Source organism: Nonomuraea sp. B1E8, from assembly GCF_039871515.1.
Classification (GTDB): domain Bacteria; phylum Actinomycetota; class Actinomycetes; order Streptosporangiales; family Streptosporangiaceae; genus Nonomuraea.
This window is the reverse complement of sequence record NZ_JBDPLS010000005.1, coordinates 1-18,561: the sequence shown is the minus strand read 5'-3', so window position 1 is coordinate 18,561 and position 18,561 is coordinate 1. Positions and strand designations below refer to the sequence as shown.

The window sequence follows — 18,561 nt, the reverse complement described above, 5'->3', positions numbered from 1 at the left end:
AACGGGAACGGGGAGGACATGGGGCTTGCGCGCAGGGCTGTGACGTCTGCCACCATGGCCCCAAAGCGTACGAACCATCACCATATGGTTCTTCGCCAAGGAGGCCGGCCTGAGGTGGCAACCCCATCGACACCCGGCCCTGACGCACAGGAGTGGCCATGACCGAGCTTGTCGAGGTCGTCAGTGAGCACAGCACATGTGCCGCGTCACCGGCGAAGGAGGTCTCGTGACAACCGAAGCCTCACGTGGTGCTGAGGCGCCGCCGGAGCTCGTCCAGTTGCTCACCCCCGAAGGGGAGCGGGTCGAGCACCCCGACTACGACATCGACCTGACCCCCGAGGAGATCCGGTCGCTCTACCGCGACCTGGTGCTCGTCCGCCGCATCGACCTGGAGGCCGTGGCGCTGCAACGCCAGGGCGAGCTCGGCATCTGGGCCTCGCTGCTGGGCCAGGAGGCGGCCCAGATCGGGTCGGGCCGCGCGCTGACCGACGTGGACATGGCGTTCCCCACCTACCGGGAGCACGGTGTGGCGTGGTGCCGCGACGTCGACCCGGTGAAGCTGCTCGGCCTGTTCAGAGGCGTCAACCACGGCGGGTGGGACCCCAAGGAGCACAACTTCCACCTGTACACGATCGTGATCGGCAGCCAGACGCTGCACGCCGTCGGCTACGCCATGGGCATCCAGCGCGACGACGCCAGCGCCGCCACCATCGCCTACTTCGGCGACGGCGCCACCTCCCAGGGCGACGTTAACGAGTCGTTCATCTGGGCCAGCGTGTTCAACGCGCCGATCGTGTTCTTCTGTCAGAACAACCAGTGGGCGATCTCCGAGCCGCTGGAGAAGCAGAGCCGCATCCCCCTCTACCGCCGCGCCTCGGGGTTCGGCTTCCCCGGCATCAGGGTCGACGGCAACGACGTGTTCGCCTGCCTCGCGGTGACCAGGAAGGCCCTCGAAGCCGCCCGTACGGGGCAGGGCCCGACGCTCATCGAGGCCTTCACGTACCGCATGGGCGCCCACACCACCACCGACGACCCCACGCGCTACCGCGTGGCCAGCGAGCTGGAGGCGTGGAAGCTCAAGGACCCGATCGAGCGGGTCAAGGCCTACCTGTTCAAGAACGAGCACGCCGACCAGGCGTTCTTCGACGCCGTCGACGGGGAGGCCGCCCAGCTCGGCGCCGACCTGCGCAGGCGCTGCCTGGCCATGCCCGATCCCGAGCCGCTCGCCATCTTCGACCACGTCTACAGCGAGTCCCACGCCCTGATGGACCAGGAGCGCGCCCAGTTCGCCGCGTACCTGGAGGGGTTCGCCAAATGACGATCATGAGCCTGTCCAAGGCGCTCAACGAAGGCATGCGCCGGGCCATGGAGGACGACCCCAAGGTCCTCATCATGGGCGAGGACGTCGGCAAGCTGGGCGGCGTCTTCCGTGTCACCGACGGCCTGCAGAAGGACTTCGGCGAGGACCGCGTCATCGACACGCCGCTGGCCGAGTCCGGCATCGTCGGCACCGCGATCGGGCTGGCGCTGCGCGGCTACCGGCCGGTGTGCGAGATCCAGTTCGACGGGTTCGTCTTCCCCGCGGCCGACCAGATCATCACGCAGCTGGCCAAGATGCCGATGCGCTCGCTGGGCGCGATCAAGCTGCCGGTCGTCGTACGCATCCCCTGCGGCGGCGGCATCGGGGCGGTCGAGCATCACAGCGAGTCGCCGGAGGCGTACTTCACCCACACAGCCGGCCTGCGGGTCGTGGCCTGCTCCAATCCGGCCGACGCGTACACCATGATCCAGCAGGCCATCCGCAGTGACGATCCGGTGATCTTCTTCGAGCCCAAGCGCCGCTACTGGGAGAAGGCCGACATCGACACCGGCTCCACCGAATGGTGGCCGCCGCTGCACGCGGCCAGGGTGGTGCGGCCGGGCGCCGACGCCACGCTGCTGGCCTACGGGCCCATGGTCAAGACGTGCCTGGAGGCCGCCACGGCGGCCGAGGACGACGGGCGCTCGCTGGAGGTGATCGACCTGCGCTCGCTCAACCCGCTGGACGAGCCGCTGGTCCTGGAGTCCGCCCGCAGGACCGGGCGGGTCGTGGTCGTGCACGAGGCCCCCGTCAACAGCGGGTTCGGCGCCGAGCTCGCCGCCAGGATCACCGAGCGGTGCTTCTACCATCTGGAGTCGCCCGTGTTGCGGGTCGGCGGCTTCTCCACCCCCTACCCGCCGTCGAAGCTGGAGGAGCACTACCTGCCCGATCTGGACAGGGTGCTCGACGCCGTCGACCGGACCTTCGGGTACTGAGGGGGGTTGTCCATGCGACGCGAGTTCAAGCTCCCCGACGTCGGGGAGGGCCTGACGGAGGCGGAGATCGTCCGCTGGCACGTCAAGGCGGGCGACGACGTCAAGGTCAACCAGATCGTCGTCGAGATCGAGACGGCGAAGTCGATCGTCGAGCTGCCGATCCCGTGGGACGGCGTGGTGGCCGACCTGATGGCCGACGAGGGCACGACGGTCGAGGTGGGCCTCCCCATCATCGCCGTGGACACCGGAGGAGACGGCGACGACGGCGGCCAGGCCAGGGCGCTGGCCGACGACATGGTCCCGAAGCCGCCGGCCGAGGGCGCCGTCGAGCCAGGGGCGCACGGCAGCCCGGCGCCCAAGGAGGAACGCCAGGCGGTCCTGGTGGGCTACGGCGTCAAGACGGGCGCCACCAAACGACGCCCGCGCAAGCAACCGTCGGGCGCGGCCGCCCCGGTCGCCAACCCGGACCGCGTGGGGGTGGACGGCCCGCCCTCACCGGCTCCCGCCGCACAGGCGCCTGCGGGGCCGCGGGTCCTGGCCAAGCCGCCCGTACGCAAGCTCGCCAAGGACCTGGGCGTGAACCTGGCGAACGTCGCCGGCACGGGCCCGCAGGGCTCGATCACCCGGGAAGACGTGCACGCGGCCGCCCAGGCGGCACCCGTGGCGGCGCCCCGGCCGCGGCGCGAGCGCGAGGAGCGCCTCCCGATCAAGGGCGTGCGCAAGATGACCGCCCAGGCGATGGTCGCCAGCGCCTTCACCGCCCCGCACGTCACCGAGTTCCTCCAGGTGGACGTGACGCGGACGATGGAGGCCGTCCGGCGCCTGCGTGACCTCCCCGAGTTCGCGGAGGTCAAGGTCTCTCCGCTCCTCCTGGTGGCGAAGGCCGTGATCACGGCGGCCGGACGGCACCCGCTGATCAACTCGTCCTGGGACGAGGCGGCCCAGGAGATCGTGGTCAAGCACTACGTGAACCTGGGCATAGCCGCCGCGACCCCGCGCGGGCTGGTGGTGCCCAACGTCAAGGGCGCCGACGCGCTGTCCCTGCCCGAGCTCGCCGCGCAGCTGGGCCGGCTCACGGAGACGGCCAGGGCGGGCCGTACGCAACCGGCCGAGATGGCGGGCGGCACCATCACGATCACCAACGTCGGCGTGTTCGGCGTCGACGCCGGCACCCCGCTCCTGAACCCCGGCGAGGCGGCCATCCTCGCCTTCGGCCAGGTCAGGGACATGCCGTGGGTGGTCGACGGCGAGCTGGCGGTGCGCAAGGTGACGACGCTGGCGCTCTCGTTCGACCACCGGATCGTGGACGGCGAGCTGGGCTCGCTGTTCCTGCGCGACGTGGGAGCCATGCTGGAGGACCCGCTCCGCATGCTCGCCTGGAGCTGACCCCGGGTACGGCGACCGCCGGGAGGACCCCTCTCCCGGCGGTCGCCGTGGCGGGGACGCCCGCACCCGATCACCTCAGAGGCGCCGGCGTGCCGATGAAATACATTGGCCCCATGATTCGCCACATCGTGTTGTTCACCTGGAAAGACGACGCCACCGACGAGCAGCGGGCCACCGTGACGGCCGAGCTGGGCAAACTGCCCGGCGTCATCCCGCAGTTGCGCTCCTTCACCGTCGGCGGCGACGCGGGCATCAACCAGGGCAACCACGACTATGCGGTGGTGGCCGACTTCGACAACGTCGACGACTACCTGATCTATCGCGACCATCCCCAGCACCAGGCGGTGATCGCCGAGCACATCAGGCCGATCCTCGCGAGCCGCGCCGCCGTGCAGCTGAAGCTCTAGATCTCGGGAGGGTTGTTCTCCCGGTGCATCAGCCGGTGGTCGGACGTCTGGCCCCGCCGAGGGGCCAGCACGATGCTCAGGGCCACCCCCACCCCGCCGACGATCATGAAGATGATGCCGATGATGTCCATGTGGACGCTCTGTCCGAACACATCGGGCTCGATGGCGAACTTCAGGATGGCGCCGAGCGTGAGGAAGAAGATGCTGACCCCGACACCCATGACGACCTCCAGGAAAAGAGCGTGTACAGCACCGGTCATACCCGAGTAAACGCGATCACACCCGCGACTTCTCAGGCCAGACACGACAGTGGCCGGCCGCCGTTGTAGGTGATCATGTCGAGTACGGCGGTGGCCAGGTCGATCGGGGCGCCGAGCGGCTGCCCGTCGAGTTCGGCGTAGGCGCGGTGCAGGTTGCCCACGATGCGCTCGGCGTCCAGCAGCCCGGCCCACTCGCCCAGGTCGGTCTCCCTGGCCGCGTCGAGCGGCGACAGCCCGGCCTCCCTGCCCCGTCCGGCGGTCTCCTGCACGAACCGCAGATAGCCCTCGACCTGGTCGTAGACCTCGGGCCCGCAGATCTCCCCGTGGCCCGGCACGATGGTCGCCGCGTCGAGCCGCCTGAGCTGGGTGAGAGCCTCCAGCGCCCCGGCGACCGAGCCCATCAGCACGAACGGCGTGCCGCCGTTGAAGACGAGGTCGCCGGAGAACAGCAGCCGCCGCTCCGGGATCCACACGTACGAGTCGTTGGTCGTGTGGGCCGCGTGCCCGACGTGCCTGACCTCGCACCTCAGGTCGTCGGAGTGCACGGTGACGCGGTCGGTGAAGGTGAGGAACGGCGGCGTCACCTCCATCGCCCCCCACTCCACCGCGGGTGACCAGGCGGAGCGGTAGGCGGGGACCCCGTCGGCGATGATCTGGTCGCGCACGCCCTCGTGGCCGACGATCGTCGCCTCGGGGAACAACCAGTTGCCGAACGTGTGGTCGCCGTGGTGGTGGGTGTTGATCAAAGTGGTGATCGGCCGGTCGCATACGCGGCCGATGGCCTCCTTGAACGCCAGCGTCCGCCGCTCGGTCGAGCAGGCGTCGACGCAGATGACGCCGCGCCGACCGGCCAGGAAACCGGTGTTGTTGATCCACCAGCTTCCGTCGGGCTGCACGTAGGCGTAGACGCCGTCCGACACCTCTTCGACGCGGGCGGGCGGCAGGGGATGATCGTGGGAAGCGGAACTCATGCCCGCGAAGGTACCCGCCGGCATGGCCGCCGAGCGGCTTGGGGGACAGGACGCCCGCCCGGCGCGCCGAGCGGGCGTCCCCGGCCTAGAAAGCCTCTTCCGGCAGCTCCATGAGCTCCTGGCCGGTCGCGGCGAGCACGCGCCGCTCGGCGGCCAGGCGCGGCAGCACGGTCGTGGCGAAGAAGGAGGCGGCGCCGACCTTGCCGAGGTAGAACGGGTCGTCGCCGTCGGCCAGCTTGGCCAGGGCCACCTCGGCCTGCCGCAGCAGCAGCCAGCCGATCACCAGGTCGCCCAGCGCGAGCAGCAGCCTGGTGGTGTTGAGCCCGACCTTGTAGACCTCCTGCGGCGACTCCATCGAGGCCAGCGCCCAGCCGGCCATGGTGTCGCCCATGGCCTTGACCTCGGCGGCGGCCTCGGCCAGCAGCTTGCGCTCCTCCTTGAGCCGGCCGTTGCCCGCCTCGGAGCCGGCGAAGGCGTTGATCTCGTCGAGCAGCGAGCCGATCGCGGCGCCCTGGTTGCGCAGGATCTTCCTGAAGAACAGGTCGAGGCCCTGGATCGCGGTCGTGCCCTCGTACAGGGAGTCGATCTTGGCGTCGCGGATGTACTGCTCGATCGGGTAGTCCTGCAGGTAGCCGGAGCCGCCCAGGGTCTGCAGCGAGCGGGAGAGCAGCTCGTACGACCGCTCGGAGCCGACCCCCTTGACGACCGGCAGCAGCAGGTCGTTCATGGCCTGGGCGTGCCGGTCCTCCGGGTCGATGAGGAGGGCGTCCTGGAAGGTGGCGGTGTAGAGCACCAGGGCGCGCATGCCCTCCGCGTACGCCTTCTGCAGCATGAGCTCGCGGCGGACGTCGGGGTGGTGGGTGATGGTCACCCTCGGAGCGGTCTTGTCGGACATCTTCGTCATGTCCGCGCCCTGGAGCCTGGCCCTGGCGTACTCCAGGGCGTTCAGGTAGCCGGTGGACAGCGTGGCGATGGCCTTGGTGCCGACCATCATGCGGGCGTGCTCGATCACCATGAACATCTGCTTGATGCCCTCGTGCACGTCACCCACCAGCCAGCCGACCGCCGGGTGCCTGTCGCCGAAGGTCAGCTCGCAGGTCGTGGAGACCTTCAGGCCCATCTTCTTCTCGACGTTGGTGACGTAGACGCCGTTGCGCTCGCCGAGCTCGCCGGTCCCGAGGTCGACGTGGAACTTCGGCACCAGGAACATCGACAGTCCCTTGGTGCCGGGGCCGTGGCCCTCGGGGCGGGCCAGCACGAGGTGGAAGATGTTCTCCGTCATGTCGTGCTCGGCGCTGGTGATGAAGCGCTTGACACCCTCGATGTGCCAGGTGCCGTCGGGCTGCTCGATCGCCTTCGCCCGCCCGGCGCCCACGTCGGAGCCGGCGTCGGGCTCGGTGAGCACCATGGTGGCGCCCCAGTTGCGCTCGATGGCCAGCTCGGCGAAGTGCTTCTGCTGCTCGTTGCCCACCTTCCACAGGGTGTAGGCGAAGTTGGGGCCGGCCGCGTACATGTAGAGGGCCGGGTTGGCGCCGAGCACCATCTCGGCCGTGGCCCAGGCGAGGCTCCGGGGGATGCCGGGGCCGCCCAGCTCGGCGGGCAGGTCGAGGTGCGTCCACCCACCGTCGACCAGCGCCTTGTACGACTTCTTGAAGCCGTCGGGGACGCGCACGGAGCCGGTGGCCGCGTCGAACACGGGCGGGTGCCTGTCGCCCTCCTCGAAGGAGTCGGCCAGGACGCCGGTGGCCAGCCTGCCGACCTCGTCGAGAATGGTGCGGGCGACCTCCTCGTCCACTTCCGCAAAGGGCCCCGTGCCGAGGATCTCGCGCCTGCCGAGCACCTCGAAAAGGTTGAACTCCAGGTCGCGCACGTTGCTCTTGTAGTGGCCCATGGGTGTCGCTCTCCTTGAACCGAGTTTGGTGTACTGGCCAGTAACCTTACTCTGAAATGCTACCCACGGGTAACCCCTGCCATGCATGGCATGCTCTCTCCATGGACGCCGAAAGACTCGCCGCCCGATGGCGAGAGCGACTGGAATCCTGGGCCATCCCCGAAGCGATCATGGCCAAGGCTCCCGTTGATCCATGGGGCCACTCGCCCGAACGGTTCGCCACCCGCACCGACCGGGCGCTGGCCGAGCCTGACGACGGCCCGACCGTGACCCGGCTCGCCGAGGCCCTGTCAGGCAAGGGGTCGGGCAAGGGCACGCTGCTCGACGTGGGCTCCGGCTCCGGCGCCGCGTCGCTGCCGTTGCACGAGCACATCGGTCATCTCTACGCGGTCGACACCTCGGTGCCCATGCTGGAGGATCTGGCGGCCCGGGCCGACAAGCTCGGGGTGCCGGTCACCACGGTCGCGGGCCGCTGGCCCGACGTGGCCGACGACGTGCCCGTGGCCGACGTGGCCATCGCCGCGCACGTCGTCTACAACGTTCCCGACCTGGCCGGCTTCCTGCGGGCGCTCGACGGCCGTACGCAGGGGCGGGTGGTGCTGGAGCTCCCGCACCGCCACCCCATGAGCTGGCTGACGCCGCTGTGGCAGCACTTCCACGGGGTCGACCGGCCGGTGCGGCCCGTCGCGGAAGACTGCGTGGCGCTGGCCGCGGCGCTCGGCTACCCCGTCAGGGTGGAGGAGCGAGAGGCGCCCCTGGAACGTTTCACGTCGCTGGAAGAGCTGGCCGCCAGCGCCTGCCGCCGGATCTGCCTCGACCCGTCCATGGCGGACGAGGTGGCGGCGACGGTGCTCGAACTCGGCATGTGGCCGATGCCGAGAGACCGGTGGACCACGGTCTGGTGGGAATGAGAGGCGCAGGCCGCACGTTGTCCATGGCGAGCTGACGGCTCCCGGACGAGACGCGCCGTACCCGGCACGACAAGACGACGCATCCGCACAGTCTCGTTCACAAGGAGTTCGTGATCATGGCATGGATCCTTCTCGTGCTGGCCGGCCTCTTCGAGATCGCCATGGCCCTCTCGCTCAAACTCAGCAACGGCTTCACCCATCTGTGGTGGACCCTGTCGTTCCTGGGCACGGCCGTGCTGAGCTTCAGCCTGCTCTCGTACGCGCTCAAGTCCCTGGAGGTGGGCACCGCGTACGCCGTCTGGACCGGGGTCGGCGCGGCCGGCACCGCGATCCTCGGCATGATCGCCATGGGGGATGAGGTGTCGCTGCCCCGCATCGCGTGCATCGCGCTGATCCTGGCGGGCGTCATCGGATTGCGAACACTGGCTTGACGTCTTCGGTGGTGTCGGGTTGGGTGGCCTGGTGATCGAAATTCATGCCGTCTCCGTCGACGCCGACAACCCGTACGAGATCGCCAGCTGGTGGAGCAGGGCCACCGGGCTGCCGCTGGGCGAGGGCGACCAGCCCGGTGACGACGAGGTCATGCTCCGCACCAAGCAGGACCCGTTCGTGCTCTTCCTGAAGGTTCCCGAGGGCAAGACGGTCAAGAACCGCCTGCACTTCGACGTCAACGGCATGGACGGCAGGACCCGGAACGAGGAGGTCGAGCGGCTGGTCGGCATGGGCGCGACCATCGCCGACGACCGGCGCCTGCCTGACGGCTCCGGCTGGGTGGTCATGCGCGACCCCGAGGGCAACGAGTTCTGTGTCTGCCGCAGCCAGGAGGAGCGCGAGGCCCAGGGTTGAGCCGGGGTCACCGGGCCGAGCGGGCCCTGCCCTGCATGGTGAGGGTCACGATGGCGGTGATCAGGTAGACCAGCGCGCCGTGCCACAGGGCGTCGACGGCCGAACCGAACACGCCCTCTCCGTCGAGCACGAGCTGCACCGGATAGTCCAGCACGGCCGTGATGCCGGCGGGCACCAGCGCGAACTTCCACGGGTGGCGCAACGACCACACGCGGGCCTGCCGGGTCACCCGGTCGCCGTCGTCCGGCTTCGACACCGCGCCGATCGCGGCGACCAGCGCGAACAGGCTGATGCCCAGGCCCAGCGCCCACACCAGGTCGCCGCCGCCCGTGAGCAGGCCGAACCCGTAGCTGGTCGCCGAGACGACGCCACCGCTGATGGCGGCGGCCTTCCAAGGAGCGCCACGCAGCGCGGCGCCGGACAGCGATACCTCGTCGCGTCGACTGATTTCGTTCATGCCCCCATGCTGCCTTTCCGGCCACCCCGGGGGCATCGGGGGCGGACCCTGACCTGTCCCTGACATCATGCGGACATGCAGAAAGTCGTGATAACGCATCTTGGCCCCGGCGAAGCGGATCGGCTGCGGTCGATCAGGCTGCGCGCGCTCCAGGAAGCCCCGGACGCTTTCGGGTCGTCGTACGGGCGCGAGGTCGCCTTTCCACCGGGGAGATGGGCCGAACGCCTGAGCGAGTCAGACTCGCGGTGGTGGGTGGCGGAAAGCGGCGGCGCCGACGTGGGCCTGGTGTGCGTGCTGCTGGAGGACAGCGGGGCGCACCTGCTGTCCATGTGGGTCGCCCCCGAGGCCAGAGGCGGGGGCGTGGGCTCCCGGCTGGTCGACACGGCGGTGGAGTGGGCCAGGAGCACCGGCGCGGAGGAGTCGGCCTCTGGGCGGTCGACCAGAACCACGCCGCCCGCGCCCTCTACGCCCGCAAGGGCTTCACCCCGAGCGGCAGGGTCATGGCGCTGCCGTCCAATCCTGACCTCATGGAGTCCCACTACGTGTTGTCGCTGCTCTTCCGGCAGGCCCGCGCGGACGACGTGCCCGCGATCGTCGCCATGCTGGCCGACGACCCGCTCGGGGCCCAGCGCGAGGGAGATCCGGGCGACGAACGTTACCTGGCGGCGTTCGAGCGGATCGACGCCGACCCGTACGACGAGCTGATCGTGGCCGAGCGCGACGGCAAGGTGGTGGGCACCATGCAGCTGACCTACCTGGCCGGGCTGTCGCGGCTGGGCGCGGAGCGGTGCCAGATCGAGGCCGTCAGGATCGCCGCCTCCGAGCGGGGCAGAGGGCTCGGCCGCAAGATGATCGAGTGGGCCGTCGACCGGGCGCGGGCGCGCGGCTGCGCCATGGTGCAGCTCACCTCCGACAAGTCACGTACGGACGCGCACCGCTTCTACGACTCCCTCGGCTTCACGGCCTCCCACGTCGGCTACAAGCTCAAACTGGACTGACCTCGACCAGGTTGTCGTGGAAGGCGGGGCCCCGGCCCATGTCGCCGTCCCGCTCCGCCACGACCGCGTTCGGGTTGGCGCCGCCGGGGGTGAGCTTCGGCCAGCGCCCCTTCGGGGAGGCCACCACCCCGGCCGCCACCCGGTCGCTGATCTCCACGTCGGCCAGGAACTCGCCGCCCTCGTTGTGCACCCGCACCCGCTGTCCGCCGGCCAGCCCGCGCTCCGCCGCGTCGGCCGGGTTGACCAGCACCACCGGGTCCTTGGCCCGCCGTCGCAGCTCCGGGTTGTTGCCGAACGTCGTGTTGAGGAACAGGTGCGACGCCGGCGTGATCAGCGTCAGCGGGTACGGCGACGACCCCGCCGCGCGCACCGTGTGGGGCGGCACGTACGCCTCCCCGGCAGGCGGGAAGCGCAGCCGGCCGGAGGGCGTCGGGAAGCCGTCGGCGAACGGCGCGAAGGGTTTGGGGTAGTTCATCCGCACCCAGCCCTCCTTGCGGATCCGGTCCAGGGTGATGCCCTCAAGGGAGGGATGCCCGCTCGACAACAACTGCTCGGCCAGCTCCAGGTCCGAGTCGTACAACGACGGCTCGGTCATCCCCATGTGCCTGGCCAGCCGCCTGAACGTCTCCGTCGTCGACAGGCATTCGCCGGGCGGTGGCACAGCGGGCTCGTTCCACAGCAGGTAGAGGTGCCCGTAGCCGGCGTGCAGGTCCATGTGCTCGGTCTGCATGGTCGCGGGCAGCACGATGTCGGCGTAGTCGACGGTGTCGGTGGGGAACTGCTCCATGACCACGGTGAACAGGTCCTCGCGGGCGAGCTGCCGCCTGATGGCGTTCGCGTCGGGGGAGGAGCCCGCCGGGTTGGCCGCGTACACCCACAGGCATTTCACGTCGTGGAGTTGCGAGGCGAGCTTGGTCATGACCAGCGTGCGCACCGGCCGGGCCAGCAGGTCGTCGCGCCGGTCGACGTCGAGGTGGACGTGGTCGCTGGTGGAGAAGGCGACGCCGCCGCCCGGATGGCGCCAGTCGCCGGTGACGCCGGGGATCGCGGCGATCGTGCGCAGCGCGGTGCCGCCGCCGGCGTGCCGCTGCAGGCCGTGCGTGGCGCGCAGCGCGGTCGGCCGGGTGTGCGCGAGCCGGATACCCAGCGCGCGGACGGACTCGGCGGGGATGCCGGTGATCTCGGCCACCCGCTCGACCGGGTGGCGCAGGATCTCCTCGCGGAAGCCGTCCCAGCCCTCGGTGTGCGCGGCGAGGAACGCGTCGTCCTGCGCGTTCTCCGCCAGCACCACGTTGAGCAGCCCGAGCGCCAGCGCGGCGTCCGTGCCCGGCCTGATCGCCAGGTGCTCGTCGGCCTGGTCGGCGGTCCTGGTGCGGATGGGGTCGATGGCGACGACGTACGCGCCGTCCGCCCGCGCGTCCTGGATGTACTTCCACAGGTGGTGCCCGCTGGTCAGCGTGTTCGTGCCCCACAACACGACCAGCTTGGCGAGCGCGAAGTTCTCCGGGTCCATCCCGGCCGCGGTGCCCGTCGTCCGCCGCAGGCCGCTGTTGCCGGCGCCCGAGCAGATGTTGAGATAGTGCTTGGAGGCGCCCAGCATGTTCCAGAACCGCCGCCCCGCCACGCCCTCGCAACCCTGGAGGTAGCCGAGCGAGCCGGTGCCCAGATATGGCCAGATGGCCTCGCCGCCGTGCTCCTCGACGATGCCGTGCAGCCGTACGGAGATCTCGTCGAGGGCCTCGTCCCAGGTGATGCGCTCGAACTGACCGGAGCCCTTCGGCCCGGTGCGGCGCAGCGGGTGGAGGATGCGGTCGTCCGCCCGGGTGTGCTCCAGGTAGCGGTTGACCTTCACGCAGAGCGCGCCCCTGGTGTAGGGCTGGTCGGGGTTGCCGCGGAGGCTGACGGCCCGGCCGTCTTCCACCGTGACCACCCAGGAGCAGGTATCCGGGCAGTCCAGCGGACACGCCCCCAAAACCCTCAAATCACCCGGCATGGCACACAGCCTACGTCGCGCGTAATCGGAGGTGAACGGTGGGATCTCCAGCGTGTAGCCTGCCCGGTGCGAGGACTAGGGGGCTGATTTGAGGACACTGAACACCTAAAGATCTCACGGTCCGGCCGGGAAGGTGCAGAATCACTGTCGGTGGCCGAAATCAGGGAACGAGATGACACGGAGGACCTCGCGGAGGGGGATCCAGCCGTGGCCGAATCACGCGCGGACACCGACGTCTACGTCGTAGAGCCGCTCCTGCCGCAGCGCCTTCGCCGCCCGTCCGACCTGCTGCGGTTCTTCGCCACGCTCGCGGTGCTCGGCGCGGTGATCCTGCTCGCCCTGGTGGCCAAGCAGACGCTCATCGGCCTCGAGGCCGACGTCAAGGAGGGCGCCGAACTCGTCCCCCTGCTCAGCAGGATCGCCGCGTTCCTCGGCGGCGCGGCCGTGCTCATCGTCCCCACGGCCTTCGCCGTCGAGCGGGTCTTCCACCGCGACGGGCTGCGCGTCGCCGAAGGGCTGATCGCCGCGATCATCGGCATCGCCGGATCGTTCCTGCTGGGCCAGTGGCTCGTCGCGGGCAACGTCGACGACCTGCGCGTGCTGCTCACCGGCGACAGGAAGATCGAGCCGCTCAACACGCTGCTCACCTCGGTGATCGCGTACGCCACCGCCGTGCGCATCTCGCGCCGCCCCACGTGGCGGATGCTGATGTGGACCACGATCGCCCTCTACATCCTGGCCTTCTTCTCCGGCAGGCAGATCACGCTGCCGAGCGCCATCGTGACCGTGCTGGTCGGCATGGCCATCGGCTACGCCACCCTCTACGGCGTCGGCAGCCCCAACACCAGGCCGCCGGGCAGCGCCGTGGTGGCCGCGCTGCGCAAGCTGTCGTTCACGCCGATCTCGGCCCGCCGCATCGAGGACGACCACCAGGGCAGCCGCCGCTACGCCATCGGGCTGCAGGACGGCAGCAGCCTCGACGTCACGGTGCTCGACCGCGACCGGCAGGTGGCCGGGCTGCCCTACCGCCTGTGGCGGCGCATCAGGCTTCACTCCGAGACCAGGCGCAGAGCCATCAGGTCGCTGCGGGCCGAGCTCGAACGCGAGGCGCTCATGGCGTACGCGGCGCAGGCGGCCGGCGCCAGCACGCCCCGGCTGCTCGGCACCAGCGAGATCGGCACCGAGGCCGCGCTGCTCGCCTACGAGCACATCGAGACGCTCCCGCTCGACGAGGTGCCGGACGAAGAGATCGACGACGACCTGCTCGCCCAGATCTGGGAGCAGGTCGGGCTGCTGCAGATCCAGCGGCTGGCGCACCGCCGGCTCACCGGCGACAGCATCCACCTCGACGGCGCCGGCCGGGTCGTGCTCACCGACGCGCGCAGCGGCGAGATCGCCGCCGGAGACCTGCTGCTCAGGCTCGACGTCGTCCAGCTCCTCACCTACCTGGCGCTGCGCGTCGGCCCCGAGCGCTCCGTCAGGGCCGCGGCGGCCGTCATGGGGGCCGACACGCTGGCCGCCGCCCTGCCGCTGCTCCAGCGCATCGCCCTGACCAGGGAGACCCGCGCCGCCCTGGCCAAGGCGAAGCAGGTCCTGCCCGGCATCCGCGAGCACATCGTGGCCCTCAAACCGCAGGGCAAGGTCGAAGAGGTGCGGCTGGAGCGGTTCAGGCCGCGCACCCTGATCACCATCATCGCCAGCACGCTGGCCGCGTACTTCCTGCTGTCCCAGCTCAGCCAGGTCAACGTCTACCAGGTGGTGACCACGGCCAACTGGGCCTGGTCGGGGCTGGCGCTGGTCGCCTCGTTCGTGAGCTTCGTGGCCGCCGCGTGCATGCTGCGCGGGTTCGTGCCCGAGCACCTCCCCCTCTGGCGTACGGTGCTCGTGCAGTTCGCGGCCTCGTTCGTCAAGCTCGTCGCGCCCGCGGCGGTGGGCGGCGTCGCGATCAACACCCGCTACCTGCAGAAGCGCGGCATCTCGCCGGCCAGCGCGGTGGCCAGCGTGGGCGCCTCCCAGCTCATCATGATGATCTTCCACATCGCGCTGCTGCTGCTGTTCGCCTACATCACCGGCTCCACCACCAACACCGCGTTCACGCCGTCGCGCGGGCTGGTCGTGGTGCTGCTCGCGGTGGCGCTGCTGGTCGTGGTGGTGCTCGGCGTGCCGCCGCTGCGCCGGATGGTCACCGCGCGGATGAGCAGGCTCTTCTCCAACGTCCTGCCGCGCCTGCTCGACGTGCTGCAGTCGCCGCGCAAGATGATCGAGGCGGGCCTGGGCACGCTCATGATCACCATCGCGTTCATCGTCTGCCTGGACGCGTGCGTGGCGGCGTTCGGCGGAGAGCTCAGCTTCACCGCCGTCGCCGTCGTCTACCTCACGGCCAACGCGATCGGCTCGGCCGCACCCACACCCGGCGGGCTGGGCGCGGTCGAGGGCGCGCTCGCGCTGGGCCTCACCGTGGCAGGGTTGCCCGCCGAGCTGGCCACGTCGGCCGTGCTGCTGCACCGGCTGCTCACGTTCTGGCTGCCGGTGCTGCCCGGCTGGGCCTCCTTCACCTACCTCCAGCGGCACGAGGCACTGTGATCTTGTCGATGGCCTCGAGCTCGTCCTCGGTGAAGGCGGGGCCGTCCACACAGGCCACGTTGTCCTCGAGCTGGCGCACGCTGCTCGCGCCGATCAGCACACTCGTCACCCGCGGATCCCTGAGCGCCCACGACAACGCCATCTGAGCCAGCGTCTGCCCGCGACCCCTCGCGATCTCGTTCAGGTCGCGCGCCAGCTCGCGGTCGATCCGTTCCTGCGGCAGGAAGCGGCTGGTGGCCGCGCGCGAGTCGGCCGGCACCCCGTCGAGGTAGCGGTCGGTCAGCACGCCCTGCGCCAGCGGCGAGAACACGATGCAGCCCATCCCCGCCCCCTCCAGCACGTCGAGCAGCCCGTCCTCGATCCACCGGTTGATCATCGAGTAGGACGGCTGGTGGATGAGCAGCGGCGTGCCCAGCTCGCGCATGATCCGCGCCGCCTGGGTGGTCTGCTCGGCCGAGTAGTTGGAGATGCCCGCGTAGAGCGCCTTGCCCGAGCGCACGGCCCGGTCGAGTGCCCCCATGGTCTCCTCCAGCGGCGTGTCCGGATCGGGACGGTGGCTGTAGAAGATGTCGACGTAGTCGAGGCCCATGCGCTCCAGCGACTGGTCGAGGCTGGCCAGCAGATATTTGCGCGAACCCCACTCGCCGTACGGGCCGGGCCACATGTCGAAGCCGGCCTTGGTGGAGATGATCAGCTCGTCGCGGTGGCGCGCGAAGTCCTCGCCCAGGATCCGGCCGAAGTTCCGCTCCGCCGACCCGTACGGGACGCCGTAGTTGTTGGCCAGGTCGAAGTGCGTCACCCCGAGGTCGAACGCCCGCCGCAGGATCGCCCGCGACGTCTCGATCGGCCGGTTGTCGCCGAAGTTGTGCCACAGGCCCAGCGACACCGCCGGCAGCTTCACCCCGCTGCGGCCGCTGCGGTTGTACGGCTGGCGCTCGTAACGCCGGTCGTCGGCCTGATACGTCATGACGTGCCTCTCTCGATGATCCAGGCCAGCGCGAACGCCTCTTCACGCCAGGCGTCGTAACGCCCGCTGCGGCCGCCGTGTCCCGCGCCCATCTCGGTCTTGAGCAGGAACGGCCCGCCGCCCGCCGTCGCCCGCAACCGCGCGATCCACTTCGCCGGCTCGTGGTAGAGGACGCGCGTGTCGTTCAGGCTCGTGATCGCCAGAATCGGCGGGTACGCCCTGCCGTCCACGTTCTCGTACGGCGAATAGCTCTTCATGTAGGCGTAGACCTGGGGATCGTGCAGCGGGTCGCCCCACTCGTCCCACTCGATCACGGTCAGCGGCAGCGACGGATCGAGGATGGTGTTCAGGGCGTCGACGAACGGCACCTCGGCCACCACGCCCGCGAACAACTCGGGCGCCAGGTTCGTGGCCGCGCCCATGAGCAGCCCGCCGGCCGAGCCGCCCCTCGCGATGACCCGCTCGCTCCAGCCGCTCTCCTTCATGTGCCCGGCCGCCGCCACGAAGTCGGTGAACGTGTTGCGCTTCCTGGTCAGCTTGCCCTCTTCGTACCAGCGGCGGCCCAGCTCGCCGCCACCCCTGACGTGCGCGACGGCGAAGATGAACCCGCGGTCGAGCAGCGACAACCTCGGGATCGAGAAGCCGGGGTCGATGGAGGTCTCGTAGCTGCCGTACCCGTACAGCACGGTGGGAGCCGGTCTGGCGGTGTCCTTGCGCTTCACGATGGACACGGGGATCTTCGTGCCGTCCTCGGCCGTGGCCCAGTCGCGGAACTGCTCGTAGTCGGCCGGGTCGTAGCCGCCCAGCACCGGGCGCTGCTTGAGCAGGATCAGCTCGTGCGAGTCGAGCTCGTAGTCGTACACGCTGGGCGGGGTGACCATGCTCGTGTACGCCAGCCGGAGCCGCGTGGTCGTGAACTCGGGGTTGCCCGCCGGCCCGACGTCGTACAGCGGCTCGGGAAAGTCGATCTCGTACGCGTTCCGCTCTGAGGCCTCGACCCGCTCACGCCAGGTGCCGCCGGCGGAGCCGTAGGGCAGCACCCGCAGGCCGGTCAGCCCTTCGCGCCGGAAGTGCACCACGGCGTGGTCGGAGAACGCGTCGATCTCCAGGAGCCTCGTGTCGTCCCTGTGCGCGGTCAGCGGCGTCCAGGAGCCGGGGTCGTCGAGCGGGGCGGTGGCCAGCTCGAAGTTCTCGGCGTTCTCGTTGTGGAGCACGTAGAAGAAGTCGCCGGCGTGCTCGACGCCGTATTCGACGCCGGTCTTCCTGGGGCGGACGACCTCGAACTCGCCCGACGGATCCATGGCGTCGAGGACGCGCACCTCGCTGGTGATCTTGCTGCCCGAGCTGAGCACCAGGTAGCGCTCGCTCCTGGTCAGCCCGATGCCCACCCAGTAACGCTCGTCGCTCTCCTCGTAGACCAGCACGTCCTCCTGCGTTCCCAGGGTGTGCCGGTAGACCTGGAAGGGGCGCCAGGCGTCGTCCACGCGCGTGTAGAAGAACGCGGAGCCGTCCGCCGACCAGGCTCCTCCGTAGAAGATGTCCGTGATCTCGTCGGGGAGCACCTCACCGGTCTCGAGGTTCTTGAACCGCAGCGTGAAGCGCTCGTCGCCCTTGTAGTCGGTCGAGTAGGCCAGCATCGAGCCGTCAGGGGTGACGGAGCTGGCGCCCACCGAGAAGAACGGGCTGTCGCCGGCCAGCTCGTTGCCGTCCAGGATCACCTGCTCGCGGTCGAGCCGCTCGCCCGGCGTGATCACCGGGGGAGCGTCACTGTCGGCGGGGACGCGGCAGGAGACGGCGTACTGCTTGCCCTCCTCGGTGCGCGTGAAATACCACCAGGCGCCCTTACGGCTCGGCACCGACAGGTCGGTTTCCTGGGTGCGTGCCTTGATCTCCTGGAACACCTGCTCCTGGAGTTCGGAGAGGTGAGCTGTCTCCTTCTTGAGAAAGTCGTTCTCCGCCTCCAGATAGGCGGTGGTATCGGGATCTTCCTTGTTGCTCAGCCAGGCGTACTCGTCGATGACGGTGTCGCCATGATGGATGCGCTCGGTCCGGACCTTCTTCGCCGCTGGTGGCGTGTTGCTGCTCACGTGGGGAGTCTATGTTCGGTTGTGATCGATCTGTGGCCGTGGAGCACGACGAACGAGTCCCGAGTGGTCGGGAGCGCTGCTAATCTTGAGAAGCCGACGCAGTGCGGCACAACCTCCTCCTCTCACTCCGGTGATATTGGCGTGTTGTGTCGTGGGTCGACGGCAATCCCCTGTGACTGCTGAGTCCGGAGGCCGGTTCGCCGAACCGCCTACGGGCTGGTAAGTTAGAGGGGTTGTCTCCGAAAGGGGGCGGCGCTTAATTCCCGCAGGTTGTGCAGGTCCGGTCAATTTGACAGGGACTTGAACGGCTGAAAGAGTTAAGACACAACGAAATGAACGCCTCTGAGCGGAGATCCCGGGTTCGGGGTTTTGGTGAGGATGTACGCGTGCGTTTCTTGAGAACTCAACAGTGTGTTAAAAGCCAGTGCATGATGCACAACCCCGTCGATCGACGTTAGTCGGTTTTTGACGGATTCCTTTTGTTAGTTGGGTTCAGACCTTTTTTGGAG

The 18,561-nt window shown here is 69.6% G+C and carries 16 protein-coding genes and 1 riboswitch; of the genes, 9 read left to right on the top strand and 7 right to left on the bottom strand.

All coding sequences use genetic code 11. The annotated features are described in order from the left end of the window. Window positions 1–226: 226 nt before the first annotated feature. The 4 genes from pdhA to ABGA98_RS18055 all read left to right on the top strand — a co-directional run bounded on the left by pdhA (window position 227) and on the right by ABGA98_RS18055 (window position 4,088). Window positions 227–1,318 (top strand): pyruvate dehydrogenase (acetyl-transferring) E1 component subunit alpha, encoded by a 1,092-nt coding sequence (gene pdhA / locus ABGA98_RS18070; RefSeq protein WP_347619483.1) that lies wholly within the window; start codon window positions 227–229, stop codon window positions 1,316–1,318. After that, window positions 1,315–2,295: an alpha-ketoacid dehydrogenase subunit beta gene (locus ABGA98_RS18065; protein WP_347619482.1), complete on the top strand. Its 981-nt coding sequence runs from the start codon at window positions 1,315–1,317 to the stop codon at window positions 2,293–2,295. Before pdhA ends, ABGA98_RS18065 begins: the two co-directional genes overlap by 4 nt. Window positions 2,296–2,307: 12 nt before the next feature. Continuing rightward, entirely contained in the window at window positions 2,308–3,681 is a 1,374-nt protein-coding gene (locus tag ABGA98_RS18060) for a dihydrolipoamide acetyltransferase family protein (protein ID WP_347619481.1), read from the top strand. A 113-nt stretch (window positions 3,682–3,794) separates the two neighbouring features. Further along, entirely contained in the window at window positions 3,795–4,088 is a 294-nt protein-coding gene (locus ABGA98_RS18055) for a Dabb family protein (protein WP_347619480.1), read from the top strand. On the opposite strand, the gene ABGA98_RS18050 is transcribed toward ABGA98_RS18055, so the two are convergent. The 3 genes from ABGA98_RS18050 to ABGA98_RS18040 form a co-directional block, all read right to left on the bottom strand. Beyond that, the gene (locus ABGA98_RS18050) at window positions 4,085–4,309 is read right to left on the bottom strand and encodes a hypothetical protein (protein ID WP_347619479.1); all 225 of its coding nucleotides are present in this window, start codon (window positions 4,307–4,309) and stop codon (window positions 4,085–4,087) included. The two genes, ABGA98_RS18055 and ABGA98_RS18050, sit on opposite strands and share 4 nt — an antisense overlap. 71 nt (window positions 4,310–4,380) lie before the next feature. Next, complete coding sequence (locus tag ABGA98_RS18045; protein ID WP_347619478.1) at window positions 4,381–5,319, bottom strand: MBL fold metallo-hydrolase; 939 nt, start codon at window positions 5,317–5,319, stop codon at window positions 4,381–4,383. A gap of 85 nt (window positions 5,320–5,404) precedes the next feature. Next, window positions 5,405–7,210, bottom strand: coding sequence for an acyl-CoA dehydrogenase (locus ABGA98_RS18040; RefSeq protein WP_347619477.1), 1,806 nt, complete (start codon window positions 7,208–7,210; stop codon window positions 5,405–5,407). Between the two features lie 101 nt (window positions 7,211–7,311). Between ABGA98_RS18040 and ABGA98_RS18035 the strand changes: the two genes are divergently transcribed. The 3 genes from ABGA98_RS18035 to ABGA98_RS18025 all read left to right on the top strand — a co-directional run bounded on the left by ABGA98_RS18035 (window position 7,312) and on the right by ABGA98_RS18025 (window position 8,967). Next, on the top strand, window positions 7,312–8,121 hold the full coding sequence (locus tag ABGA98_RS18035; RefSeq protein ID WP_347619476.1) for a methyltransferase domain-containing protein: 810 nt from the start codon (window positions 7,312–7,314) through the stop codon (window positions 8,119–8,121). A 25-nt stretch (window positions 8,122–8,146) separates the two neighbouring features. Then, window positions 8,147–8,205: riboswitch (guanidine-III (ykkC-III) riboswitch) on the top strand. A 32-nt stretch (window positions 8,206–8,237) separates the two neighbouring features. Beyond that, complete coding sequence (locus ABGA98_RS18030) at window positions 8,238–8,552, top strand: multidrug efflux SMR transporter (RefSeq protein WP_347619475.1); 315 nt, start codon at window positions 8,238–8,240, stop codon at window positions 8,550–8,552. 31 nt (window positions 8,553–8,583) lie between these two features. After that, entirely contained in the window at window positions 8,584–8,967 is a 384-nt protein-coding gene (locus ABGA98_RS18025; RefSeq protein ID WP_347619474.1) for a VOC family protein, read from the top strand. Window positions 8,968–8,974: 7 nt separating this feature from the next. Here ABGA98_RS18025 and ABGA98_RS18020 read toward each other — a convergent pair whose 3' ends face one another. Next, window positions 8,975–9,424, bottom strand: a complete 450-nt coding sequence (locus ABGA98_RS18020; protein WP_347619473.1) for a hypothetical protein — start codon at window positions 9,422–9,424, stop codon at window positions 8,975–8,977. A 527-nt stretch (window positions 9,425–9,951) separates the two neighbouring features. Here ABGA98_RS18020 and ABGA98_RS18015 point away from each other — a divergent pair. After that, window positions 9,952–10,422 (top strand): GNAT family N-acetyltransferase, encoded by a 471-nt coding sequence (locus ABGA98_RS18015; RefSeq protein ID WP_347619975.1) that lies wholly within the window; start codon window positions 9,952–9,954, stop codon window positions 10,420–10,422. Here the strand turns inward: ABGA98_RS18015 and ABGA98_RS18010 are convergent. After that, window positions 10,409–12,415: a molybdopterin oxidoreductase family protein gene (locus ABGA98_RS18010; RefSeq protein WP_347619472.1), complete on the bottom strand. Its 2,007-nt coding sequence runs from the start codon at window positions 12,413–12,415 to the stop codon at window positions 10,409–10,411. The two genes, ABGA98_RS18015 and ABGA98_RS18010, sit on opposite strands and share 14 nt — an antisense overlap. A 207-nt stretch (window positions 12,416–12,622) precedes the next feature. On the opposite strand from ABGA98_RS18010, the gene ABGA98_RS18005 reads away from it, so the two are divergent. Beyond that, on the top strand, window positions 12,623–14,998 hold the full coding sequence (locus tag ABGA98_RS18005) for a lysylphosphatidylglycerol synthase transmembrane domain-containing protein (RefSeq protein ID WP_347619471.1): 2,376 nt from the start codon (window positions 12,623–12,625) through the stop codon (window positions 14,996–14,998). Here ABGA98_RS18005 and mgrA read toward each other — a convergent pair. Next, window positions 14,967–15,965, bottom strand: coding sequence for an L-glyceraldehyde 3-phosphate reductase (gene mgrA / locus ABGA98_RS18000; protein ID WP_347619470.1), 999 nt, complete (start codon window positions 15,963–15,965; stop codon window positions 14,967–14,969). The genes ABGA98_RS18005 and mgrA overlap by 32 nt on opposite strands. Continuing rightward, window positions 15,962–18,052, bottom strand: a complete 2,091-nt coding sequence (locus tag ABGA98_RS17995) for a S9 family peptidase (RefSeq protein WP_347619469.1) — start codon at window positions 18,050–18,052, stop codon at window positions 15,962–15,964. The genes mgrA and ABGA98_RS17995 overlap by 4 nt, the downstream gene beginning before the upstream one ends. Window positions 18,053–18,561: the final 509 nt, after the last annotated feature.